The organism is Mesorhizobium sp. M0663 (assembly GCF_040320585.1).
Taxonomy (GTDB): Bacteria; Pseudomonadota; Alphaproteobacteria; order Rhizobiales; family Rhizobiaceae; genus Mesorhizobium.
This window is the reverse complement of sequence record NZ_JAMYPX010000008.1, coordinates 16,647-33,278: the sequence shown is the minus strand read 5'-3', so window position 1 is coordinate 33,278 and position 16,632 is coordinate 16,647. Positions and strand designations below refer to the sequence as shown.

14 protein-coding genes and 1 tRNA gene are annotated in these 16,632 nt (G+C 62.3%); 13 read left to right on the top strand and 2 right to left on the bottom strand.

Annotated features, from left to right (window positions below):
* The first annotated feature begins 1 nt into the window (after position 1).
* The 8 genes from nuoN to NKI54_RS16570 all read left to right on the top strand — a co-directional run bounded on the left by nuoN (position 2) and on the right by NKI54_RS16570 (position 8,732).
* Positions 2–1,438: an NADH-quinone oxidoreductase subunit NuoN gene (gene nuoN, locus NKI54_RS16605; protein ID WP_352589712.1), complete on the top strand. Its 1,437-nt coding sequence runs from the start codon at positions 2–4 to the stop codon at positions 1,436–1,438.
* Positions 1,439–1,442: 4 nt separating this feature from the next.
* Positions 1,443–2,264, top strand: coding sequence for a biotin--[acetyl-CoA-carboxylase] ligase (locus NKI54_RS16600; RefSeq protein WP_352589715.1), 822 nt, complete (start codon positions 1,443–1,445; stop codon positions 2,262–2,264).
* A 119-nt stretch (positions 2,265–2,383) separates the two neighbouring features.
* Positions 2,384–4,054, top strand: a complete 1,671-nt coding sequence (locus NKI54_RS16595; protein ID WP_352691979.1) for a ribonuclease J — start codon at positions 2,384–2,386, stop codon at positions 4,052–4,054.
* 140 nt (positions 4,055–4,194) lie between these two features.
* A complete protein-coding gene (mce, locus tag NKI54_RS16590) occupies positions 4,195–4,599 on the top strand; it encodes a methylmalonyl-CoA epimerase (RefSeq protein ID WP_023676614.1) in 405 nt (134 codons plus the stop codon).
* Positions 4,596–4,880 carry a DUF1467 family protein gene (locus NKI54_RS16585; protein ID WP_023676613.1) on the top strand — a complete coding sequence of 95 codons (285 nt, stop codon included), beginning with the start codon at positions 4,596–4,598 and terminating at the stop codon, positions 4,878–4,880. Before mce ends, NKI54_RS16585 begins: the two co-directional genes overlap by 4 nt.
* 560 nt (positions 4,881–5,440) lie before the next feature.
* Positions 5,441–6,769 carry a proline--tRNA ligase gene (proS, locus tag NKI54_RS16580; protein ID WP_352570374.1) on the top strand — a complete coding sequence of 443 codons (1,329 nt, stop codon included), beginning with the start codon at positions 5,441–5,443 and terminating at the stop codon, positions 6,767–6,769.
* A complete protein-coding gene (locus tag NKI54_RS16575; protein ID WP_352458234.1) occupies positions 6,766–8,052 on the top strand; it encodes a lipoprotein-releasing ABC transporter permease subunit in 1,287 nt (428 codons plus the stop codon). Before proS ends, NKI54_RS16575 begins: the two co-directional genes overlap by 4 nt.
* Complete coding sequence (locus NKI54_RS16570) at positions 8,049–8,732, top strand: ABC transporter ATP-binding protein (RefSeq protein ID WP_023676610.1); 684 nt, start codon at positions 8,049–8,051, stop codon at positions 8,730–8,732. Before NKI54_RS16575 ends, NKI54_RS16570 begins: the two co-directional genes overlap by 4 nt.
* Positions 8,733–9,119: 387 nt before the next feature.
* Here the strand turns inward: NKI54_RS16570 and lipB are convergent, their stop codons facing one another.
* Entirely contained in the window at positions 9,120–9,863 is a 744-nt protein-coding gene (gene lipB / locus NKI54_RS16565; RefSeq protein ID WP_023676608.1) for a lipoyl(octanoyl) transferase LipB, read from the bottom strand.
* A 175-nt stretch (positions 9,864–10,038) separates the two neighbouring features.
* On the opposite strand from lipB, the gene NKI54_RS16560 reads away from it, so the two are divergent.
* A tRNA-Leu gene (locus tag NKI54_RS16560) sits at positions 10,039–10,123 on the top strand.
* 137 nt (positions 10,124–10,260) lie between these two features.
* Positions 10,261–11,643, top strand: a complete 1,383-nt coding sequence (locus NKI54_RS16555; protein WP_352636687.1) for a DUF6538 domain-containing protein — start codon at positions 10,261–10,263, stop codon at positions 11,641–11,643.
* Positions 11,644–12,843: 1,200 nt separating this feature from the next.
* On the opposite strand, the gene soxR is transcribed toward NKI54_RS16555, so the two are convergent.
* Positions 12,844–13,278 carry a redox-sensitive transcriptional activator SoxR gene (gene soxR / locus NKI54_RS16550; protein ID WP_352450000.1) on the bottom strand — a complete coding sequence of 145 codons (435 nt, stop codon included), beginning with the start codon at positions 13,276–13,278 and terminating at the stop codon, positions 12,844–12,846.
* Between the two features lie 85 nt (positions 13,279–13,363).
* On the opposite strand from soxR, the gene NKI54_RS16545 reads away from it, so the two are divergent.
* The 3 genes from NKI54_RS16545 to NKI54_RS16535 all read left to right on the top strand — a co-directional run bounded on the left by NKI54_RS16545 (position 13,364) and on the right by NKI54_RS16535 (position 16,587).
* Positions 13,364–14,086, top strand: coding sequence for an SDR family NAD(P)-dependent oxidoreductase (locus NKI54_RS16545; RefSeq protein WP_352691977.1), 723 nt, complete (start codon positions 13,364–13,366; stop codon positions 14,084–14,086).
* On the top strand, positions 14,083–15,258 hold the full coding sequence (locus NKI54_RS16540; protein WP_352691975.1) for an S-adenosylmethionine:tRNA ribosyltransferase-isomerase: 1,176 nt from the start codon (positions 14,083–14,085) through the stop codon (positions 15,256–15,258). The genes NKI54_RS16545 and NKI54_RS16540 overlap by 4 nt, the downstream gene beginning before the upstream one ends.
* Before the next feature lie 453 nt (positions 15,259–15,711).
* Positions 15,712–16,587: a MurR/RpiR family transcriptional regulator gene (locus tag NKI54_RS16535; protein ID WP_245274693.1), complete on the top strand. Its 876-nt coding sequence runs from the start codon at positions 15,712–15,714 to the stop codon at positions 16,585–16,587.
* Positions 16,588–16,632: the final 45 nt, after the last annotated feature.

Sequence of the window (16,632 nt, the reverse complement as noted above, 5' to 3'; positions counted from 1 at the left end):
CATGACGCCGGACCTTCTCTCAAGCCTGTCGCTCTCGACGCCAGAGCTGATCCTCGCCATCGGCGCCTTGGCGCTGTTGATGCTCGGCGCCTATTCGCGCGCCAACACCACTGTCACGGTGAGCGGCCTTGCCGTCGCCGTGCTGGTGATCGCCGGCGCCTGGCTGGTCTTTTCGCCGGGACAGGGCAACGCCTATAGCGAAGCCTTCATCCAGGATCCGTTCGCCCGCTTCATGAAGGTGCTGGCGCTCGTCGGCTCGGCGGTGACGCTGGTCATGTCGGTCCGCTTTGCCCAGGCGGAGCGTTTCGACAAGTTCGAATATCCGGTGCTGATCCTGCTCTGCACGCTCGGCATGATGCTGATGATCTCGGCCAACGGCATGATCGGGCTCTATCTCGGCCTCGAGCTGCAATCGCTGGCGATCTACGTGCTGGCGGCGATCAACCGGGACAATCTGCGCTCGACCGAGGCCGGGCTGAAGTATTTCGTCCTTGGCGCCCTGTCGTCGGGCATGCTGCTTTACGGTATCTCGCTGGTCTACGGCTACACCGGCAACACCGGCTTCCAGGAGATCGCCACGGCGCTGAGCGGCGGTGAGCGCCAGCTTGGGCTCGTCTTCGGCCTGGTTTTCGTGCTGGCCGGCCTTGCCTTCAAGATCTCGGCGGTGCCGTTCCATATGTGGACGCCCGACGTCTATGAAGGCGCGCCGACGCCGGTGACGGCTTTTCTGGCGGCGGCACCGAAGATGGCGGCGATGGCGCTGATGGTGCGCGTCACCATGGGCGCCTTCAAGCCGATCGCCGCCGACTGGCAGCAGATCATCGTCTTCATCTCGATCGCCTCGATGGCGCTTGGTGCCTTTGCGGCCATCGGCCAGACCAACATCAAACGGCTGATGGCCTATTCCTCCATCGGTCATATGGGTTATGCGCTGGTCGGCCTTGCCGCGAACAGCCAGGATGGCGTGCGCGGCGTCGCCATCTACATGCTGATCTATCTGGTGATGACGCTCGGCACCTTCGCCTTCATCCTCGCCATGCGGCGCAAGGAGGGCAATGTCGAGCAGATCAGCGATCTCGCCGGCCTGTCGGCGACCAATCCGATCATGGCGACGATCCTCACCATCCTGATGTTCTCGCTGGCCGGCATCCCGCCGCTCGCCGGCTTCTGGGGGAAATGGTACGTGTTCCTCGCCGCCATCAATGCCAACCTCTACGCGCTGGCGATCATCGGCGTGCTCGCCTCTGTGGTGGGCGCCTACTATTATCTGCGTATCATCAAGATCATGTGGTTCGACGAACCGGTCGGCGGCTTCGTGCCGATGGCGTCCGAACTGCGCGTCGTGCTCGGTGTCTGTGGCGCCTTCGTGCTGTTCTACGTGCTGATCGGCGGCCCGATCGGAACCTACGCCGCAGCCGCGGCCAAGACCTTCTTCTGACGGAATGACTTTCAGGCTGGCTCCAACCGCGGCTTCGGACGGGTTCCGGCTCGAGGCGCACGACACGGTCGGCTCCACCAACGCGCTGGCGCTGGAGCATGCACGGGCCGGCGATCCGGGCAAACTCTGGGTCGTCTCCAAAAAGCAGGAAGCCGGGCGTGGCCGCCGTGGCCGCGCCTGGGCGACGCCCGAGGGCAATCTGGCAGCGACGTTGCTGGTGATCACCAACACCGAGCTTCGGCTTGCCGCGACGCTCGGCTTCGTTGCCGGACTGGCGCTGGCCGACGCGCTCGACGCTGTCGTGCCGAAGGGCAGGATCGCGATCGGCCTCGATGGTGCGAGCCAAGGCAAGAACCGTTTCGAACTGAAATGGCCCAACGATGTGCTTGCCTCGGGCGCCAAGCTCGCCGGCATCCTGCTGGAATCGGCGATGCTGGATGGTGGCCGTTCCGCGGTGGCTGTCGGTGTCGGCGTCAACGTGGTGGCATACCCTGAGGATTTGCCTTATCCAGCGACGTCGCTCAGCGCGCTGGGGTCTGCTTGCGATGCCGAGACGCTGTTCCTGGCGCTGTCGGATACATGGAGCGAGAATGCGCGGCTGTGGAACGAAGGGCGCGGGCTTGCCGCCGTCAGGCGGCGGTGGCTGGCGCGTGCGGCGGGGCTTGGCGGGCAGGTTGCTGTCAGAATTGACGGTAATGTGGTGCGCGGCACCTTCGAGACCATTGACGAGGACTGCCGTTTCGTGATCCGCGACGATCAAGGTTCGGTTCTGACGATCGCCGCCGGCGACGTGCATTTCGGCGCGGTTGCCTCGGCCGGCGTTTGACTGGCCAATACGTTTGACTGGCCAGGTATTTGACCAGCTTGAATTTGACCGGCCGACAATTTTGACCGGCCGACAATTTTGACCGGCCCACAATTTTGACCGGCAAGGAAGGAAAGACCATGGCGATAGCGGAAAACGCCGAACTTGTCTTCGTGCCGCTCGGCGGTGTCGGCGAGATCGGCATGAACTTCGCCCTCTACGGCTATGGGCCGGCCAATACGCGCGAATGGATCGTGGTCGACGTCGGCGTCACTTTTCCCGATGCAACCCTGCCCGGCGTCGACCTGGTTCTGCCCGACACGCGTTTCATCGAGGAGAATGTCGCCAATCTGCGCGGCATCGTCATCACCCATGCGCATGAGGACCATTACGGCGCGCTCCACGACATCTGGCCGAAGCTCAAGGCGCCGGTGTGGATGACGCCGTTCAGCGCCGGCCTGCTGGAAGCCAAGCGGCAGGGCGAGCAAGGGGCGCCGAAGATCCCGGTGACGATCTACCGGGCCGGCGAGAAATTCACCGTCGGCCCGTTCGAGATCGAGGCCATCCCTGTTGCGCACTCCATTCCCGAACCGATGTCGCTGGCGATCACGACGCCGGCCGGCGTCGTCATCCATACCGGCGACTGGAAGATCGATCCGGCGCCGACGGTCGGGCCGATGACCGACGAGGCGCGCTTCCGAGCCTATGGCGACAAGGGTGTGCTGGCGCTGGTCTGCGATTCCACCAATGCGATGCGGGAAGGGGAATCGCCGTCCGAAGTGGCGGTGGGCGAGGGCCTCAAGAGCGTCATCCAGAACGCCAAGGGCCGGGTCGCCGTCACCAGCTTCTCCTCCAATGTCGGGCGTATCGTCTCCATCGCCAAGGCGGCGCGGGATGCCGGCCGCCAGTGCCTGGTGATTGGCCGCTCGATGAAGCGCGTCATCGATGTGGCTGATGAACTCGGCTATATGGACGGGTTGCCGGAATTCATCGCCGAGGAGGATTACGGCTTCATCCCGCGCGAAAACCTCGTCATCATCTGCACCGGCAGCCAGGGCGAGCCGCTTGCCGCACTTGCCAAGCTGTCGCGCGACGAGATGAAGTCGGTGGCGCTGACGGCCGGCGACACGGTGGTGTTTTCCTCGCGCACCATTCCCGGCAACGAGAAGGCGATCCTCGAAATCAAGAACCGCCTGATCGATCTCGGCATCAAGATCATCGAGGACGGCGATGCGCTGGTGCATGTCTCCGGCCATCCACGCCGCAGCGAATTGCGCAAGATGTATGAATGGGTGCGGCCGCAGATCGGCGTTCCCGTGCATGGCGAAGCGGCGCATCTGGTGGCGCAGGGCTCGCTGATGTCGACGTCCGGCATCGGCCAGGTCGCGCAGGTGCGCGACGGCGACATGCTCAGGCTGTATCCGGGTGCCGCCGCCATCATCGACCAGGTGCCGTTCGGCCGCATCTACAAGGACGGAAGGCTGATCGGCACCGACCAGGCGATGGGCATTCGCGACCGCCGCAAGCTGTCCTTTGCCGGCCATGTCGCCGTCAATGTCGTGCTCGACGACAAATACGAGCTTGCCGGCGATCCCGATCTCGTCGCCATCGGCGTCGCCGAGGCCGACGGCAGCGGCGAGAGCCTGGAAGACCTGATGATCGATGCGGCAATCGGCGCCGTGGACTCCATCCCCCGCCAGCGCCGAAAAGACCTCGACCTGGTCCAGGAGGCAGTGCGGCGCGCGGTGCGCGGCGCGGCCAACGAAGCCTGGGGCAAGAAGCCGCTGGTGACGGTGTTCGTCACGAGGTGACGAACAAGGGAGTAGGGGAGTAGGGCAGTAAGGGAGTAGGGAAGTAGGAGGTAGGAGCGCAAACAGATGCACTTCTAGATCCTTTTTTCCCTACTCCCCTACTGCCTTACTCCCCTACTCCCCTAACCCGGGAGTACGCTATGCTCGGACGCCTCAACCATGTCGCGCTTGCGGTGCCGGATCTGGCCGCGGCTGCGGCGGTCTATCGCGATACGCTTGGCGCTCGCGTGACCGCGCCGCAGGCGCTGCCGGAGCATGGCGTTACGGTGGTGTTCGTCGACGTCGGCAACACCAGGATCGAGTTGCTCGAGCCTCTCGGCGAAGCCTCGCCGATCGCCGCATTCCTCGCGAAGAATCCGTCCGGCGGCATGCACCATGTCTGCTATGAGGTGGACGACATTGTTGCGGCGCACGACCGTCTCAAGGCCAGCGGCGCGCGCGTGCTGGGCGACGGCAATCCGAAGATCGGCGCACATGGCAAGCCGGTATTGTTTCTGCACCCCAAGGATTTCTTCGGCACGCTGGTCGAACTGGAGCAAGCATGAGTTGGGTTTCGTTTGTCGCCCTGTTCTTCGCCACATGGTGGGTGGTGTTGTTCGCCGTCCTGCCGTTCAGCATGCGGACGCAGGACGAGGATCGGGACGTGACGCTTGGCACGGTTCCGAGCGCACCGCGCGGACCGCACATGCTGCGCGCGGCGCTGCGCACGACGATCGTCACGCTGGTCCTCATGGGTATCTTCTACGGCATCACGAGAGGGCTTGGCCTCGGTATCGACGACATCCCGCACATCGTGCCGGATTTCAACCAGAGCCCAGCGCATTAGCCGGCTACCTACCGTGTCCGACTATCCCAGCCTAGCCGAGGCTCTGAAATCAAGCTGAGCCAGCAAGGTCAATCCAAAGTAAAGGCCGGGGCGGGTTTGGGCTGACGCAACGTCATGTAGTTTGGTAATCTGTCGTGCTAACCAGATGATTGCACAAAAAAAATGCAAGGCGCGAGGCCTTGCAATTTAAACGCGTCCGATCTGTTTCCGGTGTCCGGCGGCAGCGAGTTACCGCGCCTAGATCGCATCCTCCCAAGACTTTGACCGCGTAGGAGGGCAGATTTTTCTCTACCCTCTCGGTTATGGGGGCACACTAGCCTAAGGCGGGTGAAAATGTCACGAAGAATTTTGCCCGGAAACAGGCAATCTCTTGCTGCAGTGCACAATAGTACGGCAGGCGTTGCTTGCGAAACGCCCAGCAAGCCGCGTGCGGCAATTGCGGCGCCTGTGCAGCGCTTGGGCCGGGTTTCCATTCCGCCATGAAATGGCTATGAAGCCGGGGCAAGCAAGCCTGCGCTGCGCCGATTCCGGCGCCGCCATCCTCTCTCACGGACCAGTCCATGCGTTTGTCGCGCTATTTCCTGCCCATTCTCAAAGAAAATCCGCGCGAGGCCGAGATCGTCTCGCATCGGCTGATGCTGCGCGCCGGCATGATCCGCCAGCAGGGGCAGGGCAGCTTTTCCTGGCTGCCGCTCGGCAAGCGGGTGCTGGACAAGGTCTGCCGGATCATTCGCGAGGAGCAGAATCGCGCCGGCGCACTCGAAATCCTGATGCCGACCATCCAATCGGCCGAGCTGTGGCGCGAAAGCGGCCGCTATGAAGACTACGGCAAGGAGATGCTGCGCATCAAGGACCGGCAAGACCGCGATATGCTCTACGGGCCGACCAACGAGGAGATGGTCACCGAGATATTCCGCTCCTATGTCAAGTCCTACAAGGACCTGCCGCTCAACCTCTATCATATCCAGTGGAAGTTTCGCGACGAGGTGCGCCCGCGCTTCGGCGTCATGCGTTCGCGCGAGTTCCTGATGAAGGACGCCTATTCCTTCGACCTCGATTATGAAGGCGCCAAGGCCGCTTATAACCGCATGTTCGTGTCCTATCTCAGGACGTTTACGCGCCTGGGGCTGCAGGCCATTCCGATGCGCGCCGACACCGGGCCGATCGGCGGCGACCTCAGCCATGAGTTCATCATCCTGGCCGACACCGGCGAGAGCCAGGTGTTTTGCCATCGCGACTATCTCTCGCTTGAGGTGCCGGGGGCGGATACCGATTTTTCGAACGACGCCGAGATCGGCGGCATCGTCAAGACGTGGACGACGCCCTATGCCGCCACCGACGAAATGCATGACGAGGCGGCATGGGAAAAGCTCTCCGAAGGCGACAGGGTCTCGGCGCGCGGCATCGAGGTTGGGCATATCTTCCATTTCGGCGACAAATATTCCAAGCCGATGGGCGCCAAGGTGACCGGGCCGGACGGCAAGGATCATTTCGTTTCTGGCGGTTCCTACGGCATCGGCCCGTCCAGGCTGGTCGCGGCGATCATCGAGGCCAGCCATGACGATAACGGCATCATCTGGCCGGAGGCGGTGGCACCGTTCGATGTCGGCCTGATCAACATGAAGGCTGGCGATGCCGAATGCGACCGCGTCTGCCGCGAGCTGAATGCCGCCTTTGCCGCCGCCGGCAAGGAGGTGCTCTACGACGACACCGACCAGCGGCCGGGCGGCAAGTTCGCCACCGCCGACCTGATCGGGCTCCCGTGGCAGGTGATCGTCGGGCCGCGTGGTGTCGCCGCCGGCGAGGTCGAAATCAAGAACCGCAGGACCGGCGAGCGCGAGACGCTGCCGATCGGCGACGTGAAAAAGCGTTTCGGTGCCGCCGTATGAGTGAAGCGGCAGCAGCCAAACCTTCGGCGGCAGGACCCTTTTCCGGCTTCGAGCGCATGGTGGCGTGGCGCTATCTGCGCTCGCGCCGCAAGGAGACGGTGATCTCGGTGATCGCCTCGATCTCCTTCCTCGGCATCATGCTGGGCGTTGCCACGCTGATCGTCGTCATGGCGGTCATGAACGGCTTTCGCGCCGAACTGCTGACGCGCATCCTTGGCGTCAACGGGCACCTGATCGTGCAGCCGCTCGACATGCCGCTGGAGGACTATGACCAGGTCGCCGGCCGCATCAACGGCGTGCCCGGCGTCAAATATGCCATTCCGCTGATCGACGGGCAGGTGCTGGCGCAAGGCAATGTCGGCGGCGGCACCGGCGCGCTGGTGCGCGGTATACGCGGCGAGGATCTCGGCAAGATCACGATCGTCGCCAACAACATCAAGGCGGGCTCGATCGTCGGCTTCGACACCGGCGAGGGAGTCGCCATCGGCAGCCGCATGGCCGAGAATCTCGGCCTTGTGCTCGGCGATACCATCACGCTGATCTCGCCCGAGGGCGACGTCACGCCGCTCGGCACGACGCCGCGCATGAAAGGCTATCCGATAACCGCGATCTTCGAGGTCGGCATGTCGGAATATGACAGCTCCATCGTCTACATGCCGTTTTCGGAAGCGCAGCTTTATTTCAACATGGACGGCAGGGCGCAGACGATCGAGATCTACGCCGACAATCCCGACAATATCGACGCGCTGAAGCCGAAGGTCGAAGAGGCGGCGCAACGGCCGATCACCCTCGTCGATTGGCGGGAGCGTAACAAGACGTTTTTCGACGCGCTGCAGGTCGAGCGCAACGTCATGTTCATGATCCTGACGCTGATCGTGCTGGTGGCGGCGCTCAACATCATTTCGGGCCTGATCATGCTGGTGAAGGACAAGGGCCACGACATCGCCATCCTGCGCACCATGGGCGCCACGCGCGGCGCGATCCTGCGCATCTTCCTGATGACCGGGGCTGCGATCGGCGTTGTCGGCACCATCGCCGGCGTGCTGCTCGGCATCGTGATCTGCCTCAACGTCGAGCGCATCCGCCAGTTCTTCTCCTGGCTGGCCAACGAGCGGCTGTTCAATCCCGAGCTTTATTTCCTGAGCCAGCTGCCGGCGCGCATGGATGCCAGCGAGACGATCTCGGTCGTTCTCATGGCTTTGGCGCTGTCGTTCCTGGCGACACTGTTTCCGGCGTGGCGCGCTGCCAGGCTCGATCCGGTCGAAGCGCTGAGGTACGAATGATGGCCGAGGCCATTATCGAGCTGAAGAGCGTCGAACGCCATTATGTACAGGGGCCGCGCAAGCTGACCATCCTGAACGGCGCCGATTTTTCGCTGAAGCGTGGCGAGATGGTGGCGCTTGTGGCGCCGTCGGGCACCGGCAAGTCGACGCTGCTCCACACGGCCGGGCTGCTGGAGCGACCGGACGCCGGCGACGTGATCCTGGCGGGGCGCGCCTGCGGCCGGCTTTCCGACGACGAGCGCACGGCGATCCGCCGCAACGATGTCGGCTTCGTCTACCAGTTCCATCATTTGTTGCCTGAGTTTTCTGCGCTGGAAAACATCATGATGCCGCAGCTGATAAAAGGGCTGCCGCGCAAGGAGGCGGCCGAGCGGGCGGCGCAATTGCTCGACTATATGCAGATCGGCAAGCGGGCACAGCATCGCCCCTCCGAGCTCTCCGGCGGCGAGCAGCAGCGGGTCGCCATTGCGCGTGCCGTCGCCAATGCGCCGCTGGTGCTTTTGGCCGACGAGCCGACCGGCAATCTCGACCCGGTGACCGCTTCCTATGTGTTCGAGGCGCTGGCAGCACTGGTCCGGCAATCGGGCCTGGCGGCGCTCATCGCCACCCACAATCACGAGCTCGCCTCGCGCATGGACCGCCGCGTGACGCTGTCCGACGGCAAGGTTGTGCCGCTTTAGGGTGCGCTGCAATTGAGGCGATGACGGCCCGCGAGCTGCCGTGCGCCGTCCCGCCGCTTTCGCGCGCCTGTCGGCCCCGAAACGCTCGGCATCTCCTTCTCAACCCTTTCTTAACCCTGTCGAAATGACCGAGCGCAATTCGGGTGACGCCCGGACTGCGATCGTTGACATTCGAACAAAATTAGAACAAAATACGAACATACTAACAACAGGAGAGAGTTATGACCGATCTTGTTCAGGATGTCGTCTCGCTGGTGTGCATGAGCACGTTCCTCATTTCCATGGCAATCTGGATCGGCGCGATGTGAGGATTGAGCTCAAGGGCGGGCTCGATGCTGATGAGCGAGGGCCGCCTTCGCATATTGGCGCAGGCATTGGGCGAGTGTTTCAGCCGGCCTTGCGGGACACTTCGACAGGCGACACCGCGGCGGGCCCGAACACGTCCTCGAAAGCGGATTTCAGCGCCAGGTCGAGGTCGGCCATGGTCACGGGAAGGCCGAGGTCGACAAGGCTGGTGACGCCGTGATGCTGGACGCCGCACGGCACGATGCCGCTGAAATGGCTAAGGTCCGGCTCGACATTGATGGCGATGCCGTGAAAGCTCACCCAGCGCCTCAGCCTGATGCCGATGGCGGCGATCTTGTCCTCGGCCGCCGAGCCGTCGGGCAAAGCGGGGCGGTCCGGCCGAACCACCCAGACGCCGACGCGGTCCTCGCGGCGTTCGCCGCGTACGTTGAAGGCGGCCAGCGAGCCGATGATCCATTGTTCGAGTGCGGCGACGAAGGCGCGGACATCCTCGCGCCGCCGCTTCAGGTCGAGCATGACGTAGGCGACTCGCTGGCCCGGCCCATGATAGGTGTATTCGCCGCCACGCCCGGCGGCAAAGACCGGGAAACGGTCCGGCTCGATCAGGTCCTCGATGCGGGCGCTGGTGCCGGCGGTGTAGAGCGGCGGGTGCTCGACCAGCCAGACCATCTCGCCGGCGGCGCCGCTGCGGATTGCCTCGGCGCGCGCCTCCATCACGGCGAGCGCATCGGGATAGGCGGTGAGCCCGGGCTCGATGCGCCATTCGACCGGCGCCGAGCCGGGCAAGGGCAGGAACGACGTGGCGATCTGGCTGCGTTCTGTCATGATATCTCGTCTCGCCACTCATATGGCGGCAATCGGTACAAACGTCCAGTTCCGGCACGTTCGGCCCTTGAACAGTTATGCCGATGTCCGGCCGATTATTGCTGGCCGCGCACTTGTTTCACCGGAAACGATTTGCTACACGCCGCGGGCCGGTTGGTTCCGGCTCCTACCACGTGCGGTCGTGGCGGAATTGGTAGACGCGCAGCGTTGAGGTCGCTGTGGGGCAACCCGTGGAAGTTCGAGTCTTCTCGACCGCACCATCAAATTCGTGAACTTGGCCCTCTAAGCCATTGAAACTCCAGTCCGGCAGAGCACCCGTTGATGAGGGCGCTTGGCGTTCTTGCCGAAATGCGATACAATCTGGGATACAAACTGAGATACATCGCGAGTTTGGCCCATGCGAAAAGAGGCCGTCGCAGAGCCCGCCAGAGACCCGGATCGCTACCTCGTCCAGCGCGACGGAATTTTCTATTATCATCGGCGAATGCCCGCCAAGATGGTCGGCATCGACGATCGCGGCAGGTTCATTCGCAAGTCCCTGGGAACGGACGAACGCCGCCTCGCACGTGCCATGCGCGACAAGCTCGAAGACGCGGACAAGACCCTGTGGGCGGTGCTTCTTTGCGGCGGCGAGACAAGGTCAGCACTCGATCAGTATCGCGACGCCGTTCGCCGGGCTGAAGCCATGGGCGTTTCCTACCTTTCAAATGGACAGGTGGCAGGCTTTCAGAATGTCGATTCAATTTTAAAGCGTGTCGAGGCGCTGGAGCGCGTTCAAGCGGCCCCCGCGGTCGCCGACGCTCTCGTCGGCGGGGTGCAGGTGCCGCCGGTCAAAGTCTCCAAAGCTTTTGATCTCTACGCCGATGAGATCATGGCCCATGAAGTCGCGGGTAAGAGCCAGTCGCAGCGCCGAATGTGGAAGAAGGTAAAGCAGAGAGCCGTAAACAATTTCGTTGCCCTGGTTGGTGACAAGCCGATCGGCGACGTCACGCGTGAAGACGGACTGACCTTCTACCGGTTCTGGCTCAAGCGCATCGCGCCGCCGCCAGACATCGGAGCCGCGACACATTCGGCGTCTGCCGGCAATCGAGACCTCGGCAACATGCGGGATCTCTACAGGCGTTATTTCGCTCATTTGGGCGAGGAACAAAAAGGCACCCCATTCGATGACCTCCGCTTTTCGGAGCGTGGCAAGCGCCGTCGTAAACGGCCGTCATTCGAACCCAAATGGATAACCGATCAGATCATGAGGCCGGGCGCTTTAGCATCCCTGGATGCTCAAGCGCGTCGCTGCGTTCTGGCGCTGATCGAGACAGGCACACGCCCAAGCGAGATATGCAATCTTGATGAGACCGTGATCTTCCTTGACACGCCGGTTCCGTATATTCGCATTACCCCACGAGAGGACGCCGATGATCCGCGCGAGATGAAGACCGAATGGTCAGTGCGAGATGTACCGCTGGTAGGCGTCGCGCTGGAAGTTTTTAAGAAAAATCCGCAGGGCTTTCCGCGCTACCGCAATCGTGAAGAGGCGCTTTCTGCAAACCTCAATAAATTCTTTAAAACACACAAACTTTTCCCGACACCGAAGCACAAGATTTATTCCCTCCGGCACAGTTTCGAGGATCGTATGAAGGAGGCAGGTATCGATAGCGAGCTTCGCAAAATCTTGATGGGCCATACGATAGAGCGTGTAGAGTATGGTACGGGCGGATCGTTGCAATGGCGACGAGACGAACTCAAAAAAATTGCTTTGCCTTTCGATCCCGAGATCGTTTGAGCCGTTCCTGGACGCGCAGCATTGCGCCCATCTCTGCAATCAATTTCTTCTTCTCCCGTTCAAGACGCTCGTAAATCGGGAGATACGCTCGTCCTTTGTTGCCAGCCTTGTGGATAGCTAGGGCGAGCGTATCCAGAGCGCGGTCAATTCTGTCTAAGGTCACGGGCTCAGGAACAGTGCTTACCTGTGGCAGAACACAGGTCATTGTCTGTCCCGTCTGTTTCCTGTTCGGCGATGACACAGACGAGATAATGGCAGCAGGCGCAGGTGAGAAAAGCGGTTTGCCTCTCGCATCGTGCAGCGGCGATACTTCGACGTAGAAATCGGAAAACACGCTTGCGGCAACTCTGCACTGTCAGATGCAGCTAGCCACATCCGGCCACATGAATTGCTGAGCGGACTCAGACGGGTCGATGCCCTTGAACCGGACACGAGACCGAATCGATCCACAGGCTGTCGGCGGGCCGGAATGCCTCATCCGATCCGACCAAACCGATCGGAGGACGCAGGCAATGCCGGATTTGGTGGGCTATAATTACCTGAGGAGAGGCAATCAGCTGATCCGGATCAGTGCGTGGGAGCGCGAGTATCTCGGGAGGTCGCTTATGATTACCTTATCATTAGCATTCCTCGATATTGCGGCACCTTTGGGGTGAGTTTGACAAGCTTCACACGGCGATCGCTTGGCAGGAAATCGGTTATGAGATTCGTGTCGGTTCAATGATGGGCGGGACCAACTGCGCCGAAAGCGAACAAATTCGAATACTTAATGTAAAGTCTTGGGTCATGCTGTCCGAATGCAGTACTGTGCGGGCGATCAGCCAACGATTGGCGAAATTTTGAACAGGCTACCATTACCGATGGCCTAGACACCGTTTTCGTCCTTCGTTGCCGCAAGAAAGGTATCGCCAACTGCCGGATCAATCCGATCAGCCTGTGGCAACGCGCAACGGCTCCAACGCTCAGCGTTTCGGGCGGGGCTGAAGAGGTCGATGACTGCCGCACCCGGAGCAGTTCGACGTATTCCTTATTTTGCTTGGCCCGCTGAAATGCAGCCGCATCTTTAGAAGGAACGAACCGTCTGGCAGGACGGCGCAAGCAATTGATGGCAACGCCGTCGAGTGGATGGAGAAAGTCAGTGACAAACAATACCGCCGCTGAACGTTACCGGTCCGCAGCGTCTCGCACTTGGCTGCCAACTCACCCCAGCCAATACCTCGGCCCCGGCCCCTTGCGTCCTGCCATATCGGCAGGGTTCGCAAGGCTACACCGGTCGATCGACAGGCAGCCGCAACCGATGCACTCGGTAAGCCCCGACCTCAGGCGCTGCAACTCGGCGATGCGCTGGTCGATGCGCTTGGTCCACTGGCCCGATAACCGCGACCAATCCCGACGCGACGGCACGCGATCGGCTGGCAACTTGGCCAGCTCGCCGCCGATCTCCTCAAGCGTCAGCCCAATTCGCTGCGCGAAGACGATGAAGGCGATCCGGCGCAGCACGGATCGCGGGTAGCGTCTGTGTCCCGAGCCGGCCCGCTCGGACGCGATCAGCCCGCGCTCCTCGTAGAAGCGCAGGGCCGATGATGCGACGCCGCTGCGCCGCGCCACGTCGGTGATGGTCAGCATGGAATCCATGCATGAACGAAAGCACGATTCCCGCTTGACTTCAAGTTAACTTGAACTTGTAGAAGGCGCCATAAAGCTTGAAGGAGCACCGGCAATGCAGTCGAATATTGATCTTCAGGGACTTCGCGTGGCGGTTACGGGCGGCACCTCCGGGCTCGGAATGGCGCTTGTGCGGCAGCTTGCCGCGATGAATGCGTGCGTCGCCTTCGTCGCCCGCACCGCCGCGAATGTCGAACGCATCGCCGACGAGACGGGCGCGCACGGTATTGTCGGCGACGTCGGCAAGAAGGAGGACATCTACCCGATCGCGTTGCAGGTCACTGCCAGCCTCGGCGGGCTCGACGTCCTGATCAACAATGCGTCGAGCCTCGGCCCTGTCCCTCTGGCGCTCCTTGCCGATACCGAGTGCGAGGAGCTGGAAATGGCGCTCGCGGTCAATCTCGTCGGCGCGTTCCGGCTGACGAAAGCCCTGTTCGGTGCGCTTGCCGCGTCCGCACGCGAGGGCCGCGGCGCGCTGGTCATCAACATTTCCAGCGACGCCGCGGTGAACGCCTATCCCGGCTGGGGAGCATACGGCGCGAGCAAGGCCGCTCTTGCCCATGTGACGGCGATTTGGGACGAGGAGGCGAAAGCAGACGGCATCCGGCTCCTCGCGCCTGACCCCGGCGATATGGACACCCCACTGCACGCGCTCGCGATCCCTGATGCTGATCCGGCGACCTTGAAGCGCCCCGAGCAGGCAGCTGCCGAGATCATCGAAAAGATGCTCGACGCGTTGCCGGTCCGCTCTACGCTTCTCGCCGGAGCACATGGATGATTGCCGCCGATCGTCCCGATCGGCGCTCCGCCAGGCTGTTCGTCGTCGAGGCGGACGGCACGATGCGCGACCTGCCGCGAGTTGGACTCGCGACGCTGTTCAACCCCGGCGATCTGGTCGTCGCCAATGACGCCGCGACCTTGCCTGCCAGCTTGCACGGCACGCATGTCCCAAGCGGTGAGGCGATCGAGATCCGCCTGGCGGGCTGGCTGTCACTTCCCGATCCAACCCGTTTCGTGGCGATTGCCTTCGGCTCGGGCGATCACCGCACGCGCACGGAAGACCGGCTGCCTCCGCCTCCGCTGTCACCAGGCGATCGCCTCCGGCTCGGCTCGCTTGACGCCGTCGTCGAGCGCCTTCTCGACCATCCACGCCTTCTCGAGTTGCACTTCCCAGGCAACCGCGCAGCGGTGCTTGCAGGACTGGCGCACTACGGCCGGCCGATCCAATACGCGCATGTTCCCGAGCCGTTGGCACTGTGGGATGTTTGGACGAAGATTGCCGCCGGGCCGGTCGCGTTCGAGGCGCCGTCGGCAGGCTTCGCGCTCGACTGGCGCACGCTCCAAGCCTGGCGTCGGCACGACGTTGGCTTTGCAACCCTCACGCATGCTGCGGGCGTCTCTTCCACCGGCGATCCCGCGCTCGACTCGCGCCTTCCCTTCGACGAGCCATACCGCATCCCTGGGCGCACCGCGGCGCAGGTCGCGCGGGCGAAGCTCCGCGGCAGCCGCATCATTGCGATCGGCACGAGCGTAGTGCGCGCACTTGAGGCAGCCGCCAATCCCGGCGGCAATGTGCGTGCCGGAAATGGCATTGCGACAGGGCGCATCGCGCGGGGCACGCGGCTTCGCGTGGTCGATGCGATTCTCACAGGCGTCCACCAGCCCGGCGAAAGCCATTTCGAGCTCCTGCGCGCCTTTGCCGACGATGCTCTGCTCGCCAAGGCCTCCACAGCCTTTGCCGCCTACCGCTACCGCGCGCATGAATTCGGCGATTCCATGCTGCTTAATCGCCAACCGCCGCTTCTATCGCGCGAACAAAATCGGGGCGAGGGGCTCGAGACGAAGGCTTTACTCGAGGTGTGCCATGATGTCGGCAGGATCGGTGGTATTTCGTGCTCGGCGCGCAAGGAAGTCGGAGCTATGTTACAGCGGACCAAATTCGGCATTTGACCCAAAGTCGAAGTTCCGAAGCCCTCACATTGGGTCCGCATTGCGGGCGAAGCGGACAACATGGCTTGCCGGGCGTCAATGCTTCGATACGTGCCACGGCAGGCAGAGCCTAGCAGGGTCCCAAGAATCGCAGGATTTCGGCCGCGAGCGCATCCGGTGCTTCCTCAGCCATGTGGTGACCACAGTCCAGGGCCTTCCCCTGCTGTCTCGCCGCCGTCCACGGTCGCCAAACTTCGAGAACATCGCCGTAAAGCTGCTCAAGGGTCCGAAACCGCTGCTCCTCTGACGCTTCTCCTTCGCACGGAGCTGTCGCAGCCCTCTTGGTGCGCGGACGCGCGGTGCGCACACAACTTGTGGCCCGATAACAGACCCGATAACAGAGTTGACAACTCTCTGCTGGTCAAAAACCTTCAAAGACGCCATCATGCAACAAAAATTGCAAGGATGTGCATCGTGGACGAGAAGGTCGAGGCTCCCAAGGACTATGAGGATCTCATCCGCGTGATACACGACCGGTATGATGGGATGAGCAAGTCGTACCAGAAGATTGCGTTGTACCTCACCCAAAATCCGAATGACGTCGCGGTGCGATCGGTGAACTCGATCGGGGAAGGCAGCGGCGTTCACGCGTCCAGCTTCGTCCGATTTGCCCAAGCATTGGGGTATGAAGGGTTCAAGGACCTGCAGAGCCTCTTCCAGAAACGATTGTCCACCGCGGCTCCCGGCTTCGAAGCCCGCGTCAAGGCGTTGGAGAAGGAACTGGGGGAGCGGACAGATCGCAGCGAGATGGGATTGATGCACGACCTGGTCGTCCGTGACATCGCGTCCCTGAAAGAGATGCTCACCGATCTTCAACCCGAGGATCTGGCAGAAGCCGTTAGCCTGCTCGAGAAGGCCGACGTCATCTATCTGATGGGACAACTTCGCTCGGCACCGGTCGTCGAACTCCTTCGCTATATACTGACCATGCTAGGTAAGCGCTGCGTGCTCCTGGATCCGGGCGGCGGACTGGCCACGCATATGGCCCGCGCGATGCGGAAGACGGACCTGCTGTTTGCGGTGTCGTTCCGCTTCTATGCGAACGAGGTCGTCAATGTTGTGGAAGAAGCCGTGGGGAGAGGTGTACCCATCGTGGCGATCTCGGACAGCACGCTGTCTCCATTGGCCAAGAGCGCGCGCGTTCTGTTCGCCGTACCGGAGCACGAATACACTTTCTCGCGCTCGCTGGCGGCTCCTATGTGTCTTGCGCAGGCTTTGACCGTGGCCTTGGCGGCCAGGCTTCAGAACAACGCAGTCGATCCCCGCATTCCAACGGTTACCGAGCGGTAGGGACTGCGAACCGCGAAACCTGGCCTCATTGCAGCATTTTCGGAC

Coding starts and splice junctions, on each gene's coding strand:
- nuoN (WP_352589712.1), top strand. CDS start 2: ATGACGCCGGACCTTCTCTCAAGCCTGTCGCTCTCGACGCCAGAGCTG.
- NKI54_RS16600 (WP_352589715.1), top strand. CDS start 1,443: ATGACTTTCAGGCTGGCTCCAACCGCGGCTTCGGACGGGTTCCGGCTC.
- NKI54_RS16595 (WP_352691979.1), top strand. CDS start 2,384: ATGGCGATAGCGGAAAACGCCGAACTTGTCTTCGTGCCGCTCGGCGGT.
- mce (WP_023676614.1), top strand. CDS start 4,195: ATGCTCGGACGCCTCAACCATGTCGCGCTTGCGGTGCCGGATCTGGCC.
- NKI54_RS16585 (WP_023676613.1), top strand. CDS start 4,596: ATGAGTTGGGTTTCGTTTGTCGCCCTGTTCTTCGCCACATGGTGGGTG.
- proS (WP_352570374.1), top strand. CDS start 5,441: ATGCGTTTGTCGCGCTATTTCCTGCCCATTCTCAAAGAAAATCCGCGC.
- NKI54_RS16575 (WP_352458234.1), top strand. CDS start 6,766: ATGAGTGAAGCGGCAGCAGCCAAACCTTCGGCGGCAGGACCCTTTTCC.
- NKI54_RS16570 (WP_023676610.1), top strand. CDS start 8,049: ATGATGGCCGAGGCCATTATCGAGCTGAAGAGCGTCGAACGCCATTAT.
- lipB (WP_023676608.1), bottom strand. CDS start 9,863: ATGACAGAACGCAGCCAGATCGCCACGTCGTTCCTGCCCTTGCCCGGC.
- NKI54_RS16555 (WP_352636687.1), top strand. CDS start 10,261: ATGCGAAAAGAGGCCGTCGCAGAGCCCGCCAGAGACCCGGATCGCTAC.
- soxR (WP_352450000.1), bottom strand. CDS start 13,278: ATGGATTCCATGCTGACCATCACCGACGTGGCGCGGCGCAGCGGCGTC.
- NKI54_RS16545 (WP_352691977.1), top strand. CDS start 13,364: ATGCAGTCGAATATTGATCTTCAGGGACTTCGCGTGGCGGTTACGGGC.
- NKI54_RS16540 (WP_352691975.1), top strand. CDS start 14,083: ATGATTGCCGCCGATCGTCCCGATCGGCGCTCCGCCAGGCTGTTCGTC.